We start from the raw sequence: 21,887 nt of genomic DNA on the forward strand, positions 1-21,887 counted from the left end.
CGAGGTATTTTATTTCAATTATTAAACGGAGGTGCTGATGTCTTTCAACTCTACGGTCGCTCCTGTCAAGCGGGGCAAGAGTGACGCTATTCTGGACTGGCTCCAGATGTTTTCAGGGGTGGCTCTTATCATTTTTGTATTTATGCATATGAGTCTTGTTTCAAGTGTGATTTTCAGTCCATCAATCATGGACACCATTGCTCATACTTACGAGGAAAACTACATGGCCCAGATCGGCGGCCCTCTTCTTTTCCTGCTCTTCCTTTTTCATTTCTACCTTGCAGCACGCAAGATTCCCTTCAGACTTGAAGGCCAGAAAACCATCTGGAAACATGCAAAAATGCTCAAACATCGTGATACATGGCTTTGGATTGTGCAGGTGGTTTCCGCTATGCTGATTCTTGTCATGGGGGCTATTCACATGTGGGCTGTGCTGAGCGACCTGCCCATTACAGCGGCCCGCTCTGCTGAGCGTATCCAGTCCGGCCCTTGGATTTTCTTTTACCTTGTACTGGCTCCGCTGGTGGTTATGCACGTTGTTGCAGGCCTCTACAGAATTGCAGTTAAGTGGGGCTTCATCAAGGATTACCAGCGCGGTGGGCTGAACAAATTCGCCACTGGTCTGGCCGTATTCTTCATCTGCATCGGTCTGGCCACTCTGGCCCGTTTTATGACCCTCAGTACATAGATTTACAGCTGCAACCCTTTGCGGAAAAGCCGTCTACTTTGATGAAGTAGACGGCTTTTTTATGTTCAGCTTTCCATTGCTTGATTTTCCAATCAATGCTATTGGTCAGACCAATTGTTCAATAACACAAATTGGTAGGACCTATCATGGATTCAACAAATCCAGCTAAAACAGTGCACCAGTCAGTGGCCCGGCAGATTGCCGAGCTGATTGAATCGGGCAATCTCAAGAAAGGTGACAAGCTACCCGCAGAAAGGACCTTAGCTGAAAGATTCAAGGTTTCCAGAAGTTCGATACGTGAGGCGATTAAATCGCTTGCCCAAAAAAATCTGGTTGAAAGTCGCCGGGGAGATGGAACCTACATCCTTGCAGACATGGATGCTGACATTTTTGACGCATTCACCACTGCTTTCAGCGACCAGAAAAAAAGAATAAGCGACATTTTCCAATTCAGGAGAGTGATTGAGCCGGAAATAGCCGCGCTGGCAGCCGCTTCAATGGATGATGAAACACTCAACCGCTTAAAATTGATCGTCTGCGACCAACAGATGAAATCCCAGAGCGGCAAAAACAGCAGCGACCTTGATGCCCTGCTGCACCTTGAAATTGCCAAGGCCACCGGGAACTCAATTTTCCCGGAAATGATGCAGGCCCTTGAGCAGATCATGGAAGAAAGCCGTAGCGAAATTCTGCAACCGCCCGCAAGACAGCAAGCTTCAATCACTGCACATTTCAAAATCCTCGAAGCATTTGAAAACCGCGACCCGGCAATGGCCCGCAAGACCATGCGCAAGCACATAGCAGAAGTCGAAGAAACGGCAACAGGCCGTAATCAATCTGAATAACCTGTAGCTAAAAGTAGAGGAGGAACTGATGTTTTCTACCTTACTGATTTTCGTTGTACTTGGTATTTTTGCCGGAATTCTGGCCGGACTGCTCGGCATCGGCGGCGGACTGGTCATTGTGCCTATTCTCGTCTTCACCCTGCCCCCGCTGGGTATCCCGGAAATTCACTTAATGCACATCGCATTGGGAACCTCCCTTGCAAGTATCATTTTCACTTCCATCTCCAGCATGCGTTCACACAATAAACGCGGGGCCGTACGCTGGGATATTTTTAAGACTATCACACCCGGAATTATCGTAGGTACATTTCTCGGTTCTCTATCCACATCATTCATGAATACCAATTTTTTGAAGGCTGTCTTCGTAATCTTCCTCTACTACGTGGCCTCGCAGATGCTCTTCGGACTTAAGCCCAAGGCTTCACGGCAAGTTCCCGGCTCCAAAGGAATGTTTACCGCCGGTAGCGTGATAGGAATATTTTCCAGTCTTGTAGGTATCGGTGGCGGAACCCTTTCCGTACCATTCCTGACTATGTGCAACATCGTCATCCATACAGCCATCGGCACAGCTGCGGCCATCGGACTGCCCATCGCATTAGCTGGGACCGCCGGATATGTGTGGACCGGACTGGGAGTAGAAGGACTGCCCCCATACTGCTTCGGCTATATTTACCTGCCCGCCTTGATCGGGATTGTTTCAGCAAGTATGCTGACTGCGCCTATCGGTGTGCGCTTGGCCCACAGCCTGCCCGTCGACAAGCTCAAAAAGATTTTCGCAGTGCTGCTTATTATCGTAGCAACCCGTATGTTAATTACTATTTTTTAGTATTTTAAGGAGAATCCACATGAAAGAAGTACGCGACAATGCACGTGATTTGATGAAAGGCTACTGCAAAGTATGCCCTGTCTGTAACGGCAAGGCTTGCGTGGGCGAAGTCCCCGGCATGGGTGGCCTTGGTACTGCGGCAAGCTTTAAAAACAATGTAAAAGCCCTTGAAGAGCTGAAGCTAAACATGCGCACCATCCATGAATTCAGCGAACCGGACACTTCGGTCAATATCATGGGCATCAAGCTTGATATCCCGGTTATCGCTGCTCCCATCGGCGGAGTTGAATTCAACATGGGCGGCAAGATCAGCGAACTTGACTACGTCAGCAACAAACTCAAAGGTTGTAAGGACAAAGGCATCATCGGCTGCACCGGAGACGGCGTACCGCCCTTTATCCATGAAAGCGGATTTGCAGCGATTAAAGATGTTGCAGGACACGGAATTCCCTTCATCAAACCTTGGGAAGACAAAGAACTAAACGAAAAACTCCAGAAAGCCGAAGAAACCGGATGCAAAATCATCGGCATAGATATTGATGCCGCCGGGTTGATCACCCTTAAAAAAATGGGCCGCCCGGTAACCCCCAAATGCATGCGTAAATTGCGCGAAATCATCGAATCAGTTAATGCCGACTTCATCCTCAAGGGCATCATGACCCCGGACGAAGCACGCATGGCCATTGATGCCGGAGCCAAGGGAATTGTTGTTTCCAACCACGGCGGGCGCGTGCTCGACTCCTGCCCCGGCACAGCGGAGGTACTCTTTGAAATATCCCGTGCAGTGGCCGGACAGTGCTGCGTAATGGTTGACGGCGGCGTACGCACCGGAAGCGATGTACTCAAAATGCTGGCCCTTGGCGCGGACGCGGTCATGATCGGACGTCCCTTCTCTATCGCCACTATGGGCGGCTTGCAGGAAGGCGTAGAAAAATACATCGACCAACTCAAATCCGAACTTACCGCCGCCATGGTTCTCACCGGAACTGAAAAGGCAAGCTTCGTGGATATACGAGTTTTGTACCGCTAATGGACCGATACCCAACGAGGTAAAAACTTCAAATGAAGCTTTACCTCGCTTTTTTTGTCCGTTCATCAGGTTAAATTTGTTTGATTTCTTGCGAGTAACGCAAAAAATATATTTTAGGTATTGACGTACTGCTTTAGCAGAGTTATCTTTTAATCAAAGGCAGAGGTAGTTGTTCCAAACGCAACTTGCAACCAACCCTCAAAGATGGGAGTGAAATCGACTTGATGTCACTTTCTAAAAGCGAGTCTCTAAGCGAGACTCAATTCGAGGGGAGCCTACCGCGAGAGTTCTTTTAAGACCTCCAACGGGCCCACGGAGAGATTGGAAATCGCCGGTTATTCCGGCAAATGCGAAAACGGACCCCCTCTTCTAAGGCAAAACGGATTAAGTTTAACTTTGTAACCAACCATTAAATCGGTTTAGACGCGTAGTAGATAACATCAAAACAACCGCTAATCTTGGTTGAAACGCGTAATTTAGGTAATACTAAAAGCAAACCGCTAACATGTGGTTAGGACACTGTTCCAATCAATCTGTAAAACAAGTTTTAAAGCCCCCGGGCGGAACGCATGTTCCACCCGGGGTTTTCTTTTGCCCACCACCAAACATCCTGACCGACACAATATAAGTTCCATTTACATTCATTAGGTGCTACACAAACTCACTTTTACATGAACAGACACATGGATTCAGTCAGGATATTAATGTTAGACTATTTCAAAAAAACATATTTTACAAAAAGATACGCTGTATTAGCTTTCGCGCTAATTTGTATCTTCATCTTTAATGGAAACACCGGTTGCGGCACATCCCCCGGACATCATCCTTTTGTACAAACTGAAGCTGCTGATTATAGTGGAATGAGCTGGACGCAGGCATATGATTCTTTGCATGCACTAATGCAAAAGCAATACGCCTTTAGTAACTGGAAAAACATTGATTGGAACGCGCTTGATAACACTATCCGTCCGAAGGTAGTTGCGGCAGAAGCAGCAGTAAATGCTGATGATTACACCTCCGCTCTTCTTGAATACACCAGATCAATTCCTGACGGACATGTCACATGGAACCCTACGACTTTTAATGGTATTACGACAAATACGAAAGGAACTTACGGACTCGGAATTATCGGTTTAGATAATGGGAAAGTTATAGCTAACTTTGTTAAAGCCGGAGGACCAGCCAATACCGCCGGAATAGATGTCGGCGCCGAAATAACTCATTGGAATGGCGTACCCATTGCCACAGCCGTATCGCAGGCATCTACATTATGGCGGCCCAACCCGGCTTCTATCGCAACAAATGAACACACCATTCTCGAACAATACAGAGCTCTTGCTCTGGACCCTGTCGGCACCAACATTACCATCACATACTTTAAGGCTGACGGAACTGGACCATTTGTAACTCCATTACTAGCTGCCGCAGATGACGGTGGAGAAGTTAAATTCAAGACAAAACTCTGGGATCGAGTGGATGAAGCCGACCCTATCAAATATGAAGTACTTGCCAGCGGGTACGGCTATATCCAATTAGGCACGCTGGAAAGCGACGATATTTCTTTTGATCAACTCTTTGATAAGTTTAAAGAGGCAATGGAATTCCTGACCGAAAGAAATGTTCCGGGAATTATTATCGACCTTCGGGCGAATGGCGGTGGATCAGATGATCTTGCTGCCAAAATTTCAGGTTATTTTTATTCCGAAAGGACATTTTACGAATACCAAAACATTTACAATGCATACAATGAACAGCGGGAAATACTCCTACCAAGCCATGATGATTCATACATAATCGGCTGGGGAATATCATTAAATATAACTCCGCAATCCCTTCAATTCACAGGGCCTGTAGTTGGCATAGTAAACCCGGACAGCACCAGCTCTGCTGAAGGTGTAGCAATGACCATCCAAAATCTGGATAATGGATACATTGTAAGCTTTTACGGAACAAACGGATCATTCGGAATGACCGGGGGAGAAGCTAAAATGCCCCTCGGCTACACAATCACTTTTCCCAACGGGCAATCACTGGACGTAAATAAAGTGATTCAGCTAGATAGTAAAAATGGAATTGGCGGAATTACTCCTGACGTTCGAGTGCCAAAAACATCTGCCCGCATGATAGATTACGCCAATGGAGTAGACACAGAACTGGCCTATGCGGTGAGTTTTTTGAACTCATTGTAGGCTCGCCTCCTACCGCCTCTTCTTAGGCATGGCGGCAGTGCAAACCCAGTCCAGCACCAGCGGCGGGTTTACATTGTAGTTGAGGGATTCTTGCGCCTTACCGAGCACAAGATCGAGCCTGCGGAGGCCTTTGGGATCGAACAAACCTGAAAGGGCATTGGCTGCGGAAGTAGATTGGGGATTAAGGAGCGCGTTTTTGAGTTCCCGCTGGCATCCCATGACCACTTGCAAGCCCATTTCTTTATCCAGCGCGCCTTTTGCGGAAGTACGCGCAAACCAGCCCTGACCGGAACGCCAGAAATGGACCATGGCATTGACCCATTCAGCCACTGCCGGGGAATTCTGCTGGTCTGTAGGCCATGCAAGGGTAATCACCCAGCTTCGCGAAACAAGGGTTTCAAGCAGCCGTTCACGCTGCGGTGCGGTGAGTACAAAAACGTTACCGGGGCGAGGTTCTTCAAGTGTCTTGAGCAGCGCGTTAGCTGAATTGCCGTTAAGGTGTTGCGCTTCACGGACCACGGTCACACGGGTTCCTCCGCCATGGGGAGGTTGACCCCAGACCGGGAGAAGTTCACGAATAGAATCTACGGAAATATCTTGTTTCAGTCCGGTGCCGCTATCATTTTCTTCACGATCGATGAGTAAAAAATCATTAAAAGCATTATCTGCAATCTGATGGCAGGACTGACAATTTCCACAAGGGTCCTGACCGTTTTCGCAGTTCAGCACGCAAGCCCAGTAACGGGCCATGTCCATACGCTCTTCTGCACTGCCGCCTTCGATCAACAAGCACTGCGGAGGCTTCTGCGCCAATTTAGCTAACCTTGGCAGAACCAAATTTTGTCTTGATGCAGTTTCTTTTATGGATGCAAACATAAATGCCTCCGGCGGCTCTCCGAGGGCCAAAGAAACTTTTTGTAAAAAGTTTCTCTGGACACTTCAAAAACTTCTATTAGGCTTCGCGTCTTTTAATCTAAAAAACGCACTAGCTTCAAAAAAACAAATCCCACGCAAAATATTACGTGGGAAAGAAAAGTTCAATAGCCCGTACTTCAAAACATCCCCTGAGTCGAAGACCCAATGAAAAGTTTTGAAGGGAAGGGGTCTGGGGAAGGGAAACTTTTCCCAAAAGTTTCCCTTCCCCAGCCGCCGGAGGCACTATCTTACAATAGTCTGAGCGCGGTCGGGACCGACAGAGACTATGCCGACTTTTACGCCGGAGAGTTCTTCAATGCGTGCAATGTAGTTGCGCGCAGCTTCGGGCAGCTCATCATAGCTGGAAGCTTTAGTGATATCTTCTTCCCAACCGGGCATGGATTCATAAACGGGCTTGACGTGAGCCATGCCGTTCTGTTCCTGCGGGGGATAATCAACTTTTTCACCGCGATACTCGTAAGCAACGCAGATTTTAATTTCTTCAAGACCGGAAAGAACGTCCAACTTGGTCAATGCGAACTCGGTAAGATCGCAGAGTCTTGCGGTTTCGCGCAGAACAACCATGTCCAACCAGCCGCAGCGACGTTTACGTCCGGTGGTTGCACCAAACTCATGACCGTTCTTCTGTAAGGTTTCGCCGATTTTGTCGAACAGTTCGGTAGCAAAAGGACCGGCACCAACACGAGTGGTGTATGCCTTGCAAATACCGATGATCCGTTCCAACTGACGAGGACCACAACCGGACCCGGCAGCAGCGTTGCCGGAAACAACGTTGGAAGAAGTAACAAAAGGATATGTTCCGTGATCGATATCGAGATGCACGCCCTGTGCGCCTTCGAAAAGCACGTCCTTGCCTTCCTTGTTTACATCCTGAATAATGGATGAAACATCGGCGAGATAAGGAATTATCCTTTCTGCGATGGGCAGCATTTCCTGATATACCTTTTCAGCATCAAGAGCTTCAACATTGAAAAGTTTTTCAAAAAGAACGTTCTTTTCCTGAAGTCCGGCCACGATTTTTTCGCGCAGCAGTTCAGGATCAGCAAGATCGGCGGCACGAATGCCGCAACGGTTCATTTTATCTTCGTAACAGGGACCGATACCGCGACCGGTGGTTCCGATCTTGTTATCAGCGGATTTGAGGGATTCGCGGCAATTGTCCATCAATCTGTGGTAAGACATAATAATCTGTGTCTTCTTACTGATCATCAAGCGCTCAGGTGAAACGTCCACGCCCTTTTCGGCGAGTCCGTCAATCTCCTTGAGAAAAACCTCAGGGTCGAGTACTACCCCGTTACCAATGAGGCACTTTTTACCTTGATGGAGAACCCCGGACGGGATGAGATGCAGGATACACTGCTCTCCTTCCACAACAAGTGTGTGACCGGCGTTGTTTCCGCCTTGGAAACGTACAATCGCACCTGCTTGTTCGGCGAGCATATCAACGATCTTGCCCTTGCCTTCGTCCCCCCACTGGGTTCCCACGATTACGGTATTAGCCATTACTAATGTGCTCCTTCTACAGTATTTCCGCATGCACTTGACTTAAGGCATGGAATTCTTGCTGTAATTTGATTACTTGATAGCGGCACTACGTCTGACGTATATTCGACAGGAACGGGCCTGTCGCTCATAAATTTAAATCCGTTAAGGCCGCCCAAGACGATCTGCTTACCTGCTTTTAATACTTCCTTTAACGGAGGTATGTCAGTACTAAGCACGGCAGACGGGTTTTAATGCGTAAAAAATCTTTAGGGGAAATGTCAATACATCAAAGCAAATTAAATGACCCAAAAACGGGTATTTTGATACTTTTTTCACAACATATTATCAATATTGTTGTGTACTTGGCGTTATTCTTCCTTTTTTATTACATTTATTCAGTAAAATACATAATTCCCCTGCCTGACACGATCCGTGTTGCCGCAGTGGACATTGAACGAGTTTTTCCCAAACTATCTCCATGGGGTCCGGGCTTTGAACGTGAGCTTGTAGATGAATTCATAGAATTCATTGACACCGACCTTGATATCAAGGCCTATTCTACCCATGATGAAGCCTTTGAAGCTCTGACCAAAGGACGGGCCGACATCATGTTGGCCACCGGATACAACCCTGACTTGCAGGCAACCACAACCCCGCTGTTTAAAGGTCCGGTTTATGAAAAGAACCCTGCGGCAATGTTGCACCACATCCGCAGATTTGAACTGCGCACTCCTTTTGAACTTTGCGATCAGGACGTTTTTGTACCCGCCCATTCAGGATTGGTAAAAACTTTCAGCAACCTTAGCGAACAATTAGACTGTCTGCCAACCATGATCGGCGGCAATGACGCCACCCATCTGGAACCACTGCTGCAATACAATAACAATAAAACAATGCGTTTCCATCTGGTGGAGTCAGGAGCATTCAAGCCCATCAGGCCATTCCTGCATAAACTCAGGATCACCGATCATTTCGGAGATGAGCTGGAATATAGATGGTACCTGCGCAAAGACGTGCATGGGCTTGGCCAAAAAACCGAAGACTACTGGCATCTGGTAACCACCAACGGCACCATTGAAAACTTACAGGAAAAATATTTCGGTTTCATCCCGGAAGAAACAGACTTTTATGATCTTTATTCTCTGCGTAAGGATATTCGTGAAAAACTGCCCCGCTATCACAATTACATCCTCAAGGCCGCAAAAAAATACGAAATAGATCCGCTGCTGCTCACTGCTGTAATGTATCAGGAGTCTCGTTTTGACCCTCTTGCACGCAGCAAGACAGGGGTTCGCGGCCTGATGCAGCTCACTAACGACACGGCCCAGCTTCTTGGGCTGACCAGCAGGCTGGACCCGCAGCAGGCAATTAACGGCGGAGCCCGCTATCTAAGATTTATCTGGAACAAGCTGGAAAGCCGGGACGTCGAAGGCTGGGATCGCTGGCTGTTTACCCTTGCGGCCTACAACCAAGGCTTAGGGCATGTTTACGATGCCATTGATATTGCCAAGTATACGAGCAGACATCCGGGCACATGGCGTTCCCTCAAACAAGTATTTCCACTGCTGACCCGCACTAAATATCATTCCAAAACAAAACACGGCTACACACGTGGGTATGAAGCCGTGGATTATGTTGATAGCATTCGCTACTATTATTACATCATGAATGGATTAGCTATCCTTCCGGGGCTGGAGTCTGATTACCTTGCTCCCCTTGCTACCGCCCGCTGAGCCACCGGAACTTTTGCCCGGTTTTGAACCAAACAGATCATCCTCACCCTTTCCGGGAATAAAATCCGGGCGCGGTGACATGGATTCCGGCCCGGCAGTCTGGGCCCAATGATAATTAAAAAGCTGGTTTTTAAGCCGTACGGCCTGTATCATTCCGAATACGACTGCGGCCTCTTCCCATTTACGGGTGGGCTCAAAATTGGAAACTTCAGCTTCGTACTTATTCCATAACTCTGTAAGAGATGCCTCATCATAGGCGTTGAGCTGTTTTGCCAATTTCAACAGAGCCTTTTCCATATAACCTTCTGACATATATTCTCCCAATTAAGTGCTATAACTGAATCTCATGGGAAAAATTAAACTTTTTTCCGCGCACTTGATCAAAATCAGCCTACAAAAAGATTGCCGGGACCGCAATTCAAAATTGCCCGTCGGAAAAGGGTGTGCTATGAGCGGCTTACCACAAGGCAACAATTCACGGAGAACAACAATGAGTGATCTTAAAAAGATGTACAAAACCTTGCAGCAGGACCCTTTTCCCGCTGACATGACCGTTACCCTCGGCGACCAGAAACTGACCTTCAAAAAAAGGACCTGGGAAATCGACGGCGAAACCAAAGGGCTTCGTTACGGCGAAAACCCGGATCAGCCCGCAGCCCTTTATGAGCTGGTTTCCGGCGGACTTGAATATGACGGCATCAAATTTCGCGGCGAAGGGCAGGGACTTGTTTCCGCACTCACCGAAGAACATATGATTCAGGCAGGCAAGCATCCCGGAAAAACCAACCTGACCGATGTAGATAACGCTCTGAACATCCTGCAATACCTCACCGCCAAGCCTGCGGCTGTTATCCTTAAGCATAACAACCCCTGCGGCGCGGCTTGGTCTGAAGAAGGCGTAGGCGTAGCTCTGCACAACGCTTTTCAGGCTGACCGTATTGCCGCTTTCGGCGGAGCCATCGTAGTCAACCGTCCTTTCACAATGGAAGCGGCTGAAGTTGTCGACAAAGCATATTTTGAAGTTGTTGCAGCTCCTTCCTTTGAAGAGGGAACCCTTGAAGTACTCAAGAAACGCAAGAACCTGCGCATTCTTCAGATTCCCGGCATTGCCGATCTGGAAAAAATGCTCGGTCAGCCTTTTCTTGATGTAAAATCTCTCATGGACGGCGGCATGGTTGTGCAGTTCTCTTTCCGCAACCGCATCCTCGATGCTGAAGATTTCATCCCCGCCACCGCGGAGAAAGATGGCTCCAGCTTTTCTTCCCGTGCTCCTTCCAAGCAGGAAACAGATGACATGCTCTTCGCATGGGCTGTTGAAGCAGGTGTGACCTCTAACTCCGTAATTTTCGCCAAAGACGGTGTGACCACTGCCATCGGTACCGGTGAGCAGGACCGCGTCGGTTGCGTAGAACTGGCTGTGACCAAAGCACGCATTAAGTTCGCTGACGGACTCTGCTTTGAAAAATTCCAGATGTCCCTTTTCGAACTGAAACTTAAAGCCCTCAAAGACGAGCAGGCTGCCAAGGATCTCGCTGAGATCGAACAGGCCGCAGTTGAAGCAAAGGGCGGACTCAAAGGTTCCGTGCTGGTTTCTGACGGCTTCTTCCCCTTCCGTGACGGCGTAGACCTGTGCATGGCGCAGGGCATCACCGCCATCGCCCAGCCCGGCGGTTCCATTCGCGACCACGAAGTGATTCAGGCTACCAACGAAGCCTCACCGCAGGTTGCCATGGTCTTTACCGGTCAAAGATCTTTTAAGCATTAAGACCAAGAAGGCCCCCGGCGGCCCTGCCGGGGGCCTTAAACCCTTTTTGTAAAAAGGGTTTAAGAATCCCAAAAACTTTTATTAGGCTTCGCCGCTTCGAATCTCAAATTGATTTTAGCTTAGGCCTGCCATTTCAATAGTTAAACATTTATGTTAAGAATTCCCGGATGTCTTTTCAGACGCTCGGGGTTTATTTTTTTTACGACTTACAAGTTAGAACATTTCTTCCACCTGATTGCGAACAGGCGGAGTGCGGGAAACGTTTACTGTACAAGCAAACACAGCAGTTCCCGGAAGGATTTACATGTCCCTATTCAAGGAAGGACGCTACGTAGCGCCCGGAAATATTGTGGAATTCATGCACGGCAACCAGCCTCAGCTAGCCTTTGTCATGGAAGAGCAATCCGGAAAGCTCAAACTATACACCATCAATAAGCGCGAAACCAAGATGCCCGCAGCACGGGTACTTCCTTGGGTTGGGCCGCAATATTCCGCTACGGCATCCCGTCAGGAAATGCTGGACTACATGGTCACCCATCAGGAAAAACGGGGCGAACTTCAAGCCAGTCTTGATACCATGGAAATCTGGGATTTAGCTCAGGGTGAGCTTGAAAAAGCACCCCTGAACTGGTTCGCAGGACTTCTCTGGGAAAAACCTGATACTGACCAGATTTCCGCTCTCGGACGGGCCATGATCGCGGCCAAGACCCACTTTAAATTTCAGCCGCCTGAATTTATCATCTACACTCAGGAAAAAGTAGATCTCCGCCTGAAACAACAGGCAGAAGAAAAAGCTCACGAAGAAATAATGAGTGTAGGTCAGGATCTTTTCAAAAAAATCTGGACCGCCCGTGAATCCGGCGGAAAAATCAGGCCGGACCAGATTCCGGCTATGTCCGATGAAATCGCTGAAGGGCTTAAATCTTTTCTCATGGACAGGGTTTCCGGACTGAATGAAGACAAATCAAACAAAATGTGGTCCGCACTGCGTAAGGGACTGCCCGACCATCCCCATCTGCCGCTGCTGCTGGCTCAAGGTTGGGGAATAGTACATCCTCACCACAACTATCTGCTGGATGAAGCAGATTACGCTTTTGACGACAGCTGGTCTGCCAAACATGGCGACGAAATTGACAGACTGGTCAAAGCAGTCGAAACAAAAGCAGTTGATCCCTGCCCCCTGCCCATGCGCAGCATCGACTCTGCTACCACAAAAGATATTGATGACGCCTTCAATCTCAAAAAGAAAGAAGACGGCGGTTACACTCTGACCATCGCCCTTGCCCGCCCTTGCATGGGCTGGGACTTCGGCTCCGATCTGGATCAGGCGGTTATGAACCGCGGGACAAGCGTGTACCTCCCCGAGGGAACAAGCCATATGATGCCCGAAGCTCTCGGCATCGGGGCATTCAGTCTTTTTGCCGGGGAAGTTCGCCCGGCTTTGATCACTACTTTTGAACTGGATGCGCATGGAATTTTACAGTCTGTAACTCCCCACAACGGCTGGGTGAAAATAACAGACAACTCCACCTACCTCGCTGTTGAGCAGATGCTTGAAGAAGGTAGCGATGATGAAATGGCCCTTGCCTTTGAACTTTCCGAAAAACTGCTTCAGGAACGTATCAAACACGGTGCAATTGTCATCCGCAGACCGGAACCGGAACTTTCTCTTGAAAACTGGCCGCAACAAACCAAAGTAATAATGTCTTCCAAAGAGAAGACTACCCGCGCGGACCAGATCATCAGCGAATTCATGATCCTCGCCAACTCTGGACTGGGGAAATTCGCCGAGGAAAATGGTTTTCCCTTACTTTACCGTACGCAGGACATTGCCCTGCCCTCAGATCTAAGCGGAATCATTACCGAACCGCACGAAATTTATATGCGGGTGCGTCAGATGGTTCCCCCGCAGATGGACACCACTCCCAAAAAACACGCGACACTGGCAGTAACCGGGTACAGCCCCATAACTTCGCCACTGCGCCGTTACGCGGACTTCCTCAACATGGCACAGCTTTGCCATTATCTTGTTGAAGAACAACCCAAATGGGATGCGGAAGACCTGGAATCCATTGCTAACAATCTGCAACTACGTTTGCAGTCGGTCATCAAAATTCAGAGATTTAGGCCGCGTTACTGGAAACTGCTCTATCTGGCCCAGAACAGAAAAGGCTGGCACCATGCAGTTGTGGTGGATGACAACGGTCCTCTTGCCACACTGGCCATGCCTGAAATCCAGATCAACGTACGAGTCCCCAAACCTATGCTGGGTGACAAGCTCTATCCCGGTCAGGGCTTTCAAATACGCTTCAATAAAATCGACCCACTGACCAATGAACTTCGGGTTGTGGAAGCAATGGAAGAATAATTTTCAAGGAGAGGAGATGCTGATTTCCGGTTGTTATTTTTACGGGAATCAGCATAATGAGATTTCGGTTTTTAAGGTCACGTAAGACTTTAAATGCCGTCATCAAGGAAACATACAGGCACCCCGGACCATCCCGCAAAGGGGAAAGCAGCGGGAAATTAACCCGGCAGACCTGTAACGAAAACGACTTAAAGGAGTTAGCACATGCTCTGGATATTCTGGCTGGTTTTCGCCTATTTTCTGGGATCTATTCCCTTCGGACTTTTTATTGGCAAGATTTGCTACAACATGGACATCCGCACAGAAGGCAGCAAAAGCACCGGAGCCACTAATGTGGCCCGTCTCTGTGGATTCAAATACGGTGTGGCCGCCCTGCTTCTTGATGTAGCCAAAGGCTTCATCCCTGTGCTTATGGCCTATCAGTACAGCCATAACTGGATTTTTATTTCACTTGTAGCCGCAGCAGCCGTTATCGGACATGTATTCTCCATCTTCATGGATATGAAAGGCGGCAAAGCTGTAGCCACCACCATCGGTGTATTTCTGGCTCTTGCCCCGGCAGCAACACTCTATTCCATCGTAGTACTGCTGGCCGTAATACTCCTTTCCGGATTCGTTTCCATGGGTTCGCTCACTTTTGCCGTGGCCCTGCCCTTTTTCACACTGGTAACCGGATCAATCGGTATCGTTCCACTGGCCTGTGGCATGACCCTGCTCCTTTTCTGGACCCACCGGGAAAACATCCGACGTCTGGCTAAGGGCGAAGAAAATTCCTGGAAAAAGAAAAAATAACCACGCAAATTACTAGATATACACTAAAAAAAGGGGAGCTTCTAAGCTCCCCTTTTTTTTAGAAATCATCTTTATACTTTTCCCTGATCTCCATTATCTTATCAAGATTTTCAAAGAAAAGATCCACCAGGTCAGGGTCGAACATGGTTTCTTTTTTTGACTTAAGAAATTCCAATGCCCGATCAACTTCCCAGGACTGCTTATAAACACGGTCGCTGCACAGCGCATCAAAAACATCGGTAATACATATTATGCGTCCGGCGATGCTGATTTCATCCCCCTTCAAGCCCTGCGGATACCCAGAGCCATCCCAGTACTCGTGATGCTCATGGGCAATGGTTGCAGCCGCTTTAAGCAGTTTGCGGTTGCTGGCCCGAAGGATATTATATCCGATCTCGGTGTGACTGCGCATAATTGCCATTTCATCATCACTCAATTTGCCCGGCTTGAGCAGGATTGAATCCGGAATACCGATTTTGCCGACATCGTGCATGGGAGATGCATAGTAAAGTTCATCGACCTTAACCGGATCAAGTCCTACAGCCATTCCCAGAATACGGGCAATTTCCGAAACGCGAATTACATGAAAAGCTGTTTCCTTGGAGCGAAATTCCACAACCTCGCCAAGCATGCGTACAATCTCTTTCTGCGTATCCAAAATTTCCTGATTAAGATAAATATTGTCAAAGGCAACACCTACGTTATCCGAGAAAATTTTTAGCAAATCCTCATCCTGCTCACTGAATTCATCACCGCAATTTTCCACATAAAGAAGATGTGAGCCCATCTGATGGGTAGGCAGATAACCTATATAGTCATTGTTCGCGAAACTACCACACCCTTTTGCACGAACCTTTTCTAATTGCTCCCTAGTCTGTTGAGACAGCACAGGACAATCTTCAATTGAAGAATTACAAGTTGCATACTTACCGGTGGAAGCAATAATTCTCATACTTTCCTTATCCGGACTGGAAACGGCAACACCATCCCCTTCTAGGTAAACCGAATCGCGCAAACCGATAAGTGAGATGACCTGCGTCAGCACTCCCTGCGCAAGCCGCCCCACTGACTGCTGTTTAAAAAGACTTCCAGAAGCTTCAATAATATGTTTCAAGCCCTTGCGATTCTGCTCAATAACCTGAAGATCCCGGTAGGATCGCAACGCTGAAAGAACGGACGTAAATAGACGCTGGGCGGTCAGCTCCGCCTTATGTTTATAATCATTAATATCATATTCAATAATAACCTGACGTTCCGGAGCCTGTCCCGGCTGCCCAGTGCGCAGGATGATGCGCACCATGGAATTATTCATTCCTTCACGGATAGTCTTCACCAGTTCCAGTCCGGCGTGGTTTGTTTCCATGACGACATCAAGAAGAATCACTGCAATATCAGGATTATCTTTCAAAACAGAAACGGCTTCTTCCGCTGAATACGCACTTAAAAACTCCAGCCCGGCACCTTCAAATGCAAAATCATCAAGAACAAGACGGGTTGTGCTATGTACATCATCTTCATCATCAACGATAAGTATCTTCCAGTTCTTACCTTTTCTTCCCCCGACTTCTTCGGGAGTCTCATCGGCAAAGAAAAGCTCATCATTATCAACAGGATTAGAACTATCTACCATAACCTGACCTCACTTGAATATCACTGGGAAATCACTAACGTAAAAACAGCTCCACCTTCGCCCGAACAGGAAACATCCATACTCCAATTATAGCCACTGATAATTCGATTTACAATGCTTAGCCCCATTCCTACAGCTTCTGGTTTGGTCGTAAAAAATGGATCAAAAATATAAGGTAAGTCCTCGTCAGAAATGCATGAGCCATTATCGGAAACAACCAGTTTGCAAACATTTCCTTCTACCATGATCTCAACGCTGACACGAGGCTTCTGGGCATCAGCAAAAACAATAGCATTATTCACAAGCTCAACTATGACTTTGGAAAGCAGGTCCGGCCGGGAGTCCACTTTCAGCTCTTTAAAATCAGTGGTGAACTGAACATCCTTTCCAAGCACTTCCGCATATTCGCGGCAAAGCTTCATCGCCTTTTCTGCAACCTCTTTCATATCTGCACTGCAATGGTCACAACGGTCAATAGCCGCAAAAGAAGAAACACTGTTCACAATGTCTTCCAGCCGTGCTGTTTCATGGGAAATAGTTTCAAGATACTGTGCAGCCTCGGAATCCGGCCCCAACTTGCGGGAAGCAAGATTTGCAAAACCATTGATAGTCATGGTCCGGTTACGAATCTGATGGGCTACGGACTTGGCCATCTGAGCAAGGCTTTCGCGATTGAGTTCTATCTTGCGCAGATCCCGATAGGAACGAAGAGCCGTAGTCATAGAAGTGGTTAACCTTCTTGAAGTAAGCTCTGCCTTCTGCCAGTAATCATTAATGTCCAGCTCGGTAATAACTTTATGTTCCGGTGCAAACCCAGGCTGCCCCGTCCTGAGAATAATTCTGATAAACTGATTATTATATTCATTCCTGATTCTGTGAGCAACATCAAGCCCCGCAGTATTGGTCTCCATTACTACATCGAGAAGGACCACTGCAAAATCAGGATTAGCTTTGAGAATATTTATTGATTCCTCTCCTGAATAAGCACTGACAAACTCCAGAGGACGCCCCTCGAACACAAAATCCCCAAGAACCATTCTGGTCATAGAATGGACGTCCGGCTCATCATCAACAACAAGCACCATCCACGGTTCAACCTTGCGAACCGCGGATTCCTCCGAATCCTCACCGGAAAAAAGCAATTCATCATCTGCAAACAGATCATCATTATGCATGCAAGCCCTCGCCAAAAAAACAAATATAATTGAACAATCCTATCAGGATATTACCTCAGTTAATAAAAAAGTTAAACTGTATTTTGGCCTCAATCGATTAATTATTTAGTCCAGCCTTGCACATTACACATTATTTTAAACAGATAGCTATTTCCCCTTGAACATGAAAGATATATAAACTAAGGTTCCCACAATATACACACACAGGGATGAATTGAAATGACGGAACTGCTTGTTGCATCAATTGCACTCATCATTTTTGCCTTCATTATTTATTCAGCATACGCTGCACAAGGTGCAAAATATGCCCAGCGAATAAAAGCATATGAACTGAAAGAGCAACACATGGAAAAATCTATGGACAAAATACGCTCTGAAATCAGTTTAATTGAGAAAGAAGTGGCTGAGACTGAAAAAAAAATTGATGAACTGGACATAGACCCAGAAGAGTCTTAACAGCCAAGACAACACCACAAGATATCATAATCATGACTTTTTCCATTATATTTGTCTTATTTGGAACAATAGCCACAATAGTTGCCTGCAAAACGATCAACGACAACTTTGATCTCAAGAACCAAGCTCTGGCAGAAAAAGAAAAAAAACTGCTTGAAAAACAGCAAGACCTACGTGGCAAACGCAAAGAGCTTTCCCGTAGACTTGATGATTTAAAAACTTTTTTAAAAGCAGGAATTAAAACCGAAGCAGCGGCAAAACCCAAAGAAGAACCCGAAGATCTTAAAGGCTGGTTGGTTCATAGAGGAATATTGAGCGAAGCACAGTTCCTATCCGCTGAAATATATGCCACGGAAAAAAACATTGATGTAATTGCTGCGCTTTTGACCTTGAATATGGTCTCGGTAGAACTTTACGAAGAAGCTAAAAAGCTGAAGTTACTTTAAAAACAAAAAACCGCACCGGTGTCCCAGTGCGGTTCTCTTTAGCAGTACAAAAAAATTAAAATTCAGTCTTATAAGTCTCGCCTCGATGTACATGATACTTGAGGTCGTATGCCTTTTTCAGATGCATGACCAATGCTTCCACAATATCGTCATCAAGCTTCTGCACCCAGACAAAAACACGGCGAGATCCCTGCTCTACCCCTTCATAAGAAGTAAAAACAGTGGAAAGCCTTACTCCCCTTGCCCAAAGATCACTCAACAAATCTTCAAGGGCGGAAACTGTATCTTCAAGCACAAAGGCAAACTGGGAGCTTCCTTTGCTGACACCTGTCACCGTAGTCAAGAAACGGTAAATATCAACTTCAGTAACAATCCCGACAAGACCGAACTCATCCACAACAGGCAGACCGCCGATCTTCTTCTCCAGAAGCAGTTCAGCCGCAACTTCCATGCAGGTATCCGGGGAAACTATATAGGGATCATGGGTCATAATGTCCTTGATTTTGAGGCCCATTAATCCGTCACCTTTTCCAGATGTATTATCTCCGGGCAAAAACTTGGAAGGCATTGCGTCACGCACGTCCCTGTCGGAAACAATACCAACCACAAGGCCGGAAGCCTCTGTTACCGGAATCTGTCTGATTCCGGCATCACGCATCATTTCCATGGCGTCAATTATGGGTGCACCCGACATGAGGGTCAACACCTCTTCAGTCATCCAATCCCCTACTAGCATTTATTCACTCCTGAATCTCATCATTAATCTTACGAAGAAGTTCGTATTGATCGGCAAAAAAGTCAAAGGGAAACTGCCGTTCTCCACTATCCGGCTAGCTACAATTTCTCACCATAAGCAAGAAAAACCCTGTAACTGGCTTTTATGCCTGATTCTCCCCTGTATAAATTTTCATACTCTTCAACAAACCGACGGTATTTCTCCCGTCCCCACGAGAGGTTCTCGCTAGAGGCGACGGCACCGGTCATCTTATGCTTCTTCAGGAAGTGTTTTACGGAAGGGAAGAACACCTCATGCTCCTCACTTGCGTAATCCACCTTAAGTCCTGCTATACTATTAAATAACTCTCGGTAAAAAGAACATGTCTTCAGTTCCTTTACTGAACCGAATCCAGTCTTTGCGCTCACTTGAGCAAGCTCACAAAGGGTGCCGTATGCGAAAATAGCAATGGCAAACTTTCCACCGGACTTTAAAACCTCAAAACTGCGTGGAATGGATTTTTCCGGGTCGACATACCATTGCATAGCCGAAGAACTGACCAAAAGATCAAAACTCTCGGCCGCAAAAGGAAGCTCTTCGCCATCCGCTGCCACAAGCAAAGCCCCGGAACCTTTTTGCTCCATCAGCATAGGCCGCACCAAATCAAGGGAAAGATACTTATCGTAAGTAATGCGTTCGCGTAGTTCATCATGCAAAAAACCAACGCCTGAACCTATGTCCAAAACATTGCCAAATTCAGCTTCCGAGCAAAGGGCAGCACAATTCCCGGCAACGATACGCTGCACGGATGCGGCCTTGCTGTAACTTGCGGCAGCCTTACCGAAACACTGACGAATCCTATTTTTCACTTGATTACTATCCCCTGAGAATGCTCATTAATTGCGATTCTGAAATTTTATGTCCGCCCTCAATATTCAAAATATCTGCTTCCTCGACAACTGCGGCAAATTTATCAAAAGCCTTACGCCGGACGATGCGGTCACGAGAACCGTAAAGCACAGTACAATTGGGCAAAATCATTTTTCCATCCGGCTCGATATTTGAATCTATGAGATATTCAAGCCCGGCAACCAAAGAGCCATGGTCTGCCGGATCATAATCAGGCGGCTGCGGCTCTGCGCAATTTTCATGAAAGGAACTGACAACAGCAGCAGGATCATTTTCCATCCCGGCAATCATCCCCCGGACCAACCTTGCAGGAAAAGAGTCGGTAAACGATAAAAACGGAGCTATCAAGAGAACCTTGTCATATAATTCGAATAAATGGCAACAATCCTTCAAAAGCATGTGCGCCCCGGTGGACCAGCCCACCAGAATATCGCCTCCATCCTTAACCAGATCAGGTAGCTCCCTTGGTTCAAATCCGGTGAAAGGCACTAAAAAACGCGCAGACTTCGCCAATGCGGGATATTGTTGCGCAGAGGTAGCCCATCCGCCCACAAAAACTATGTTCATTATTCCAGTTCCGCCTTCAGCCCGGCAAAAGCGGCCTTTATTTTTTGCAGATCAATTTCAGTCAGATCAGCACGCAGGGAAAGACGCAAACGGGCCGTCCCTTCCGGCACGGTGGGTGGCCTGATGGCGGCCGTATAAAGTCCCTTTGCAATCAACTTATCGCGTGCGGCAAGAGCTCTTTCATTATCACCCAGAATCACCGGGATAATCTGACTTTCAGACTGCCCACAATCAAATCCACACGATTCAAGATAAACCTTTAGCTCACGACTCATGCGCAGCAATTTCTCTCCCCGTGACGGATCAGCAACAACGAGCCGCAGAGCGGCGAGATTCGCACCGATAACCGCCGGAGGCAAGGCTGTGCTAAAAACAAAGGAACGCCCTTTGTTTCGCAGGTAAGAGATAAGTTCCTTACGCCCGGAAACAGCCCCTCCGAGGGAACCGAAACCTTTGGAAAAGGCTCCCATGTGCAAATCAATTCGCTTGGCAAGCCCTCGTTCGTGGGCAACGCCCTTCCCTGCCCCAAAAACACCTTCAGCGTGGGCCTCATCCACCACAAGCATGGTATCGTAAAAATCGCAAAGATCGACAATTTCTTCCAAATATGCCAGATCGCCATCCATGCTGAAAATAGTATCTGTAATCAAAATTTTTTCTTCAACATCCTTAGCAGCTTCCATCCTTTTGGTGAGATGGTCTATGTCATTGTGGCGATAACGCACCTGACGCGCCCCGGACATCCTAATACCATCCAATATACTGGCATGGTTAAGCTTATCGGAAAAAACAATTGTGCGGCGAGTGGCAAAGCTGTCCATGATGGCAAGATTAGCTGCATAGCCGGAAGTAAAAAGCATGGACTCTTCCTGCTCCTTGAAAGCAGCAAGTTCCCGTTCCAACTCATCGTAAAGACGGAAATTACCGGTTACAAGCCGCGAAGCAGCCGAACCGCAACCATATTGCTCCACAGCCTTGATTGCAGAACGCGCAAGAAGTTCGTCATTAGCAAGTCCGAGATAGTCATTGGAAGCAAGGTTGAGCAGCTTCCTGTCCTTGAAAACAAGTTCCTTCTCTGCCCCGCAATCAACATCGGGAACACTTCTAAGCAGGGAACTACTTTCAAGTTCAGCCAATTCACCCTCAATACGGCGATAAAAACTCTTTGGGGTCATAGAAATAAAATCCGGCAGTCAAAAATAAACGGGAATTTCCAAATGGTGAACGGAAAAAATAAAGCCCATGGGCCAGAATAGCAACCATGTTTTTCAGCTAAAATAATTTTATGCCTCACAGCCCGTGTTTATTGGCCTTATTTCCATACACAGACTC

Annotated in this window: 21 protein-coding genes; 12 read left to right on the forward strand and 9 right to left on the reverse strand. The window is 47.3% G+C overall.

Annotation, left to right across the window (positions count from 1 at the left end):
• The first annotated feature begins 37 nt into the window (after positions 1–37).
• The 5 genes from D0S45_02085 (at position 38) to D0S45_02105 (ending at position 5,578) form a co-directional block, all read left to right on the forward strand.
• The gene (locus D0S45_02085) at positions 38–688 is read left to right on the forward strand and encodes a succinate dehydrogenase/fumarate reductase cytochrome b subunit (protein ID TIH20153.1); all 651 of its coding nucleotides are present in this window, start codon (positions 38–40) and stop codon (positions 686–688) included.
• A gap of 146 nt (positions 689–834) precedes the next feature.
• Positions 835–1,533: a FadR family transcriptional regulator gene (locus D0S45_02090; GenBank protein TIH20154.1), complete on the forward strand. Its 699-nt coding sequence runs from the start codon at positions 835–837 to the stop codon at positions 1,531–1,533.
• Positions 1,534–1,561: 28 nt separating this feature from the next.
• The gene (locus D0S45_02095) at positions 1,562–2,359 is read left to right on the forward strand and encodes a sulfite exporter TauE/SafE family protein (GenBank protein TIH20155.1); all 798 of its coding nucleotides are present in this window, start codon (positions 1,562–1,564) and stop codon (positions 2,357–2,359) included.
• Between the two features lie 19 nt (positions 2,360–2,378).
• Positions 2,379–3,389 (forward strand): alpha-hydroxy-acid oxidizing protein, encoded by a 1,011-nt coding sequence (locus D0S45_02100; protein TIH20156.1) that lies wholly within the window; start codon positions 2,379–2,381, stop codon positions 3,387–3,389.
• A gap of 704 nt (positions 3,390–4,093) precedes the next feature.
• Positions 4,094–5,578 (forward strand): peptidase S41, encoded by a 1,485-nt coding sequence (locus tag D0S45_02105; GenBank protein ID TIH20157.1) that lies wholly within the window; start codon positions 4,094–4,096, stop codon positions 5,576–5,578.
• Positions 5,579–5,587: 9 nt separating this feature from the next.
• On the opposite strand, the gene D0S45_02110 is transcribed toward D0S45_02105, so the two are convergent.
• On the reverse strand, positions 5,588–6,454 hold the full coding sequence (locus D0S45_02110; protein ID TIH20158.1) for a DNA polymerase III subunit delta': 867 nt from the start codon (positions 6,452–6,454) through the stop codon (positions 5,588–5,590).
• Here D0S45_02110 and D0S45_02115 point away from each other — a divergent pair.
• Entirely contained in the window at positions 6,441–6,662 is a 222-nt protein-coding gene (locus tag D0S45_02115; GenBank protein ID TIH20159.1) for a hypothetical protein, read from the forward strand. The genes D0S45_02110 and D0S45_02115 overlap by 14 nt on opposite strands.
• Before the next feature lie 74 nt (positions 6,663–6,736).
• On the opposite strand, the gene D0S45_02120 is transcribed toward D0S45_02115, so the two are convergent.
• Entirely contained in the window at positions 6,737–8,017 is a 1,281-nt protein-coding gene (locus D0S45_02120; GenBank protein TIH20160.1) for an adenylosuccinate synthase, read from the reverse strand.
• A 233-nt stretch (positions 8,018–8,250) separates the two neighbouring features.
• Between D0S45_02120 and D0S45_02125 the strand changes: the two genes are divergently transcribed.
• Positions 8,251–9,732, forward strand: a complete 1,482-nt coding sequence (locus D0S45_02125) for a lytic transglycosylase (GenBank protein TIH20161.1) — start codon at positions 8,251–8,253, stop codon at positions 9,730–9,732.
• On the opposite strand, the gene D0S45_02130 is transcribed toward D0S45_02125, so the two are convergent.
• Positions 9,673–10,044: a hypothetical protein gene (locus D0S45_02130; GenBank protein TIH20162.1), complete on the reverse strand. Its 372-nt coding sequence runs from the start codon at positions 10,042–10,044 to the stop codon at positions 9,673–9,675. The genes D0S45_02125 and D0S45_02130 overlap by 60 nt on opposite strands.
• Before the next feature lie 178 nt (positions 10,045–10,222).
• Here D0S45_02130 and D0S45_02135 point away from each other — a divergent pair, with 178 nt between their 5' ends.
• The 3 genes from D0S45_02135 (at position 10,223) to plsY (ending at position 14,657) form a co-directional block, all read left to right on the forward strand.
• Positions 10,223–11,497: an IMP cyclohydrolase gene (locus tag D0S45_02135; GenBank protein TIH20163.1), complete on the forward strand. Its 1,275-nt coding sequence runs from the start codon at positions 10,223–10,225 to the stop codon at positions 11,495–11,497.
• A 304-nt stretch (positions 11,498–11,801) separates the two neighbouring features.
• Complete coding sequence (locus D0S45_02140; protein TIH20164.1) at positions 11,802–13,865, forward strand: RNB domain-containing ribonuclease; 2,064 nt, start codon at positions 11,802–11,804, stop codon at positions 13,863–13,865.
• Positions 13,866–14,069: 204 nt separating this feature from the next.
• On the forward strand, positions 14,070–14,657 hold the full coding sequence (gene plsY / locus D0S45_02145) for a glycerol-3-phosphate 1-O-acyltransferase (protein TIH20165.1): 588 nt from the start codon (positions 14,070–14,072) through the stop codon (positions 14,655–14,657).
• Between the two features lie 58 nt (positions 14,658–14,715).
• On the opposite strand, the gene D0S45_02150 is transcribed toward plsY, so the two are convergent.
• Positions 14,716–16,287: a DUF3369 domain-containing protein gene (locus tag D0S45_02150; protein TIH20166.1), complete on the reverse strand. Its 1,572-nt coding sequence runs from the start codon at positions 16,285–16,287 to the stop codon at positions 14,716–14,718.
• Positions 16,288–16,307: 20 nt separating this feature from the next.
• On the reverse strand, positions 16,308–17,462 hold the full coding sequence (locus tag D0S45_02155) for a hybrid sensor histidine kinase/response regulator (protein TIH20167.1): 1,155 nt from the start codon (positions 17,460–17,462) through the stop codon (positions 16,308–16,310).
• A 219-nt stretch (positions 17,463–17,681) separates the two neighbouring features.
• Here D0S45_02155 and D0S45_02160 point away from each other — a divergent pair, with 219 nt between their 5' ends.
• Together D0S45_02160 and D0S45_02165 are read left to right on the forward strand one after the other, a co-directional pair.
• The gene (locus D0S45_02160; GenBank protein ID TIH20168.1) at positions 17,682–17,918 is read left to right on the forward strand and encodes a hypothetical protein; all 237 of its coding nucleotides are present in this window, start codon (positions 17,682–17,684) and stop codon (positions 17,916–17,918) included.
• A 32-nt stretch (positions 17,919–17,950) separates the two neighbouring features.
• A complete protein-coding gene (locus D0S45_02165; protein ID TIH20169.1) occupies positions 17,951–18,364 on the forward strand; it encodes a hypothetical protein in 414 nt (137 codons plus the stop codon).
• A 55-nt stretch (positions 18,365–18,419) separates the two neighbouring features.
• On the opposite strand, the gene D0S45_02170 is transcribed toward D0S45_02165, so the two are convergent.
• From D0S45_02170 to D0S45_02185, 4 genes are all read right to left on the reverse strand, one after another.
• Positions 18,420–19,100: a CBS domain-containing protein gene (locus tag D0S45_02170; GenBank protein TIH20170.1), complete on the reverse strand. Its 681-nt coding sequence runs from the start codon at positions 19,098–19,100 to the stop codon at positions 18,420–18,422.
• A 98-nt stretch (positions 19,101–19,198) separates the two neighbouring features.
• Positions 19,199–19,948, reverse strand: a complete 750-nt coding sequence (locus D0S45_02175; GenBank protein ID TIH20171.1) for a methyltransferase domain-containing protein — start codon at positions 19,946–19,948, stop codon at positions 19,199–19,201.
• A gap of 7 nt (positions 19,949–19,955) precedes the next feature.
• On the reverse strand, positions 19,956–20,555 hold the full coding sequence (locus D0S45_02180; GenBank protein ID TIH20172.1) for a hypothetical protein: 600 nt from the start codon (positions 20,553–20,555) through the stop codon (positions 19,956–19,958).
• Positions 20,555–21,730: an 8-amino-7-oxononanoate synthase gene (locus D0S45_02185; protein TIH20173.1), complete on the reverse strand. Its 1,176-nt coding sequence runs from the start codon at positions 21,728–21,730 to the stop codon at positions 20,555–20,557. The genes D0S45_02180 and D0S45_02185 overlap by 1 nt, the downstream gene beginning before the upstream one ends.
• Between the last annotated feature and the right edge of the window lie 157 nt (positions 21,731–21,887).

It is taken from the genome of Marinifilum sp. JC120 (assembly GCA_004923195.1).
GTDB lineage: Bacteria > Desulfobacterota > Desulfovibrionia > Desulfovibrionales > Desulfovibrionaceae > Maridesulfovibrio.

Bases quoted from the DNA above. Each gene is read 5' to 3' on its own strand.
- D0S45_02085 (TIH20153.1), top strand. From the start codon at position 38: ATGTCTTTCAACTCTACGGTCGCTCCTGTCAAGCGGGGCAAGAGTGAC.
- D0S45_02090 (TIH20154.1), top strand. From the start codon at position 835: ATGGATTCAACAAATCCAGCTAAAACAGTGCACCAGTCAGTGGCCCGG.
- D0S45_02095 (TIH20155.1), top strand. From the start codon at position 1,562: ATGTTTTCTACCTTACTGATTTTCGTTGTACTTGGTATTTTTGCCGGA.
- D0S45_02100 (TIH20156.1), top strand. From the start codon at position 2,379: ATGAAAGAAGTACGCGACAATGCACGTGATTTGATGAAAGGCTACTGC.
- D0S45_02105 (TIH20157.1), top strand. From the start codon at position 4,094: ATGTTAGACTATTTCAAAAAAACATATTTTACAAAAAGATACGCTGTA.
- D0S45_02115 (TIH20159.1), top strand. From the start codon at position 6,441: ATGGATGCAAACATAAATGCCTCCGGCGGCTCTCCGAGGGCCAAAGAA.
- D0S45_02110 (TIH20158.1), bottom strand. From the start codon at position 6,454: ATGTTTGCATCCATAAAAGAAACTGCATCAAGACAAAATTTGGTTCTG.
- D0S45_02120 (TIH20160.1), bottom strand. From the start codon at position 8,017: ATGGCTAATACCGTAATCGTGGGAACCCAGTGGGGGGACGAAGGCAAG.
- D0S45_02125 (TIH20161.1), top strand. From the start codon at position 8,251: ATGCGTAAAAAATCTTTAGGGGAAATGTCAATACATCAAAGCAAATTA.
- D0S45_02130 (TIH20162.1), bottom strand. From the start codon at position 10,044: ATGTCAGAAGGTTATATGGAAAAGGCTCTGTTGAAATTGGCAAAACAG.
- D0S45_02135 (TIH20163.1), top strand. From the start codon at position 10,223: ATGAGTGATCTTAAAAAGATGTACAAAACCTTGCAGCAGGACCCTTTT.
- D0S45_02140 (TIH20164.1), top strand. From the start codon at position 11,802: ATGTCCCTATTCAAGGAAGGACGCTACGTAGCGCCCGGAAATATTGTG.
- plsY (TIH20165.1), top strand. From the start codon at position 14,070: ATGCTCTGGATATTCTGGCTGGTTTTCGCCTATTTTCTGGGATCTATT.
- D0S45_02150 (TIH20166.1), bottom strand. From the start codon at position 16,287: ATGGTAGATAGTTCTAATCCTGTTGATAATGATGAGCTTTTCTTTGCC.
- D0S45_02155 (TIH20167.1), bottom strand. From the start codon at position 17,462: ATGCATAATGATGATCTGTTTGCAGATGATGAATTGCTTTTTTCCGGT.
- D0S45_02160 (TIH20168.1), top strand. From the start codon at position 17,682: ATGACGGAACTGCTTGTTGCATCAATTGCACTCATCATTTTTGCCTTC.
- D0S45_02165 (TIH20169.1), top strand. From the start codon at position 17,951: ATGACTTTTTCCATTATATTTGTCTTATTTGGAACAATAGCCACAATA.
- D0S45_02170 (TIH20170.1), bottom strand. From the start codon at position 19,100: ATGCTAGTAGGGGATTGGATGACTGAAGAGGTGTTGACCCTCATGTCG.
- D0S45_02180 (TIH20172.1), bottom strand. From the start codon at position 20,555: ATGAACATAGTTTTTGTGGGCGGATGGGCTACCTCTGCGCAACAATAT.
- D0S45_02185 (TIH20173.1), bottom strand. From the start codon at position 21,730: ATGACCCCAAAGAGTTTTTATCGCCGTATTGAGGGTGAATTGGCTGAA.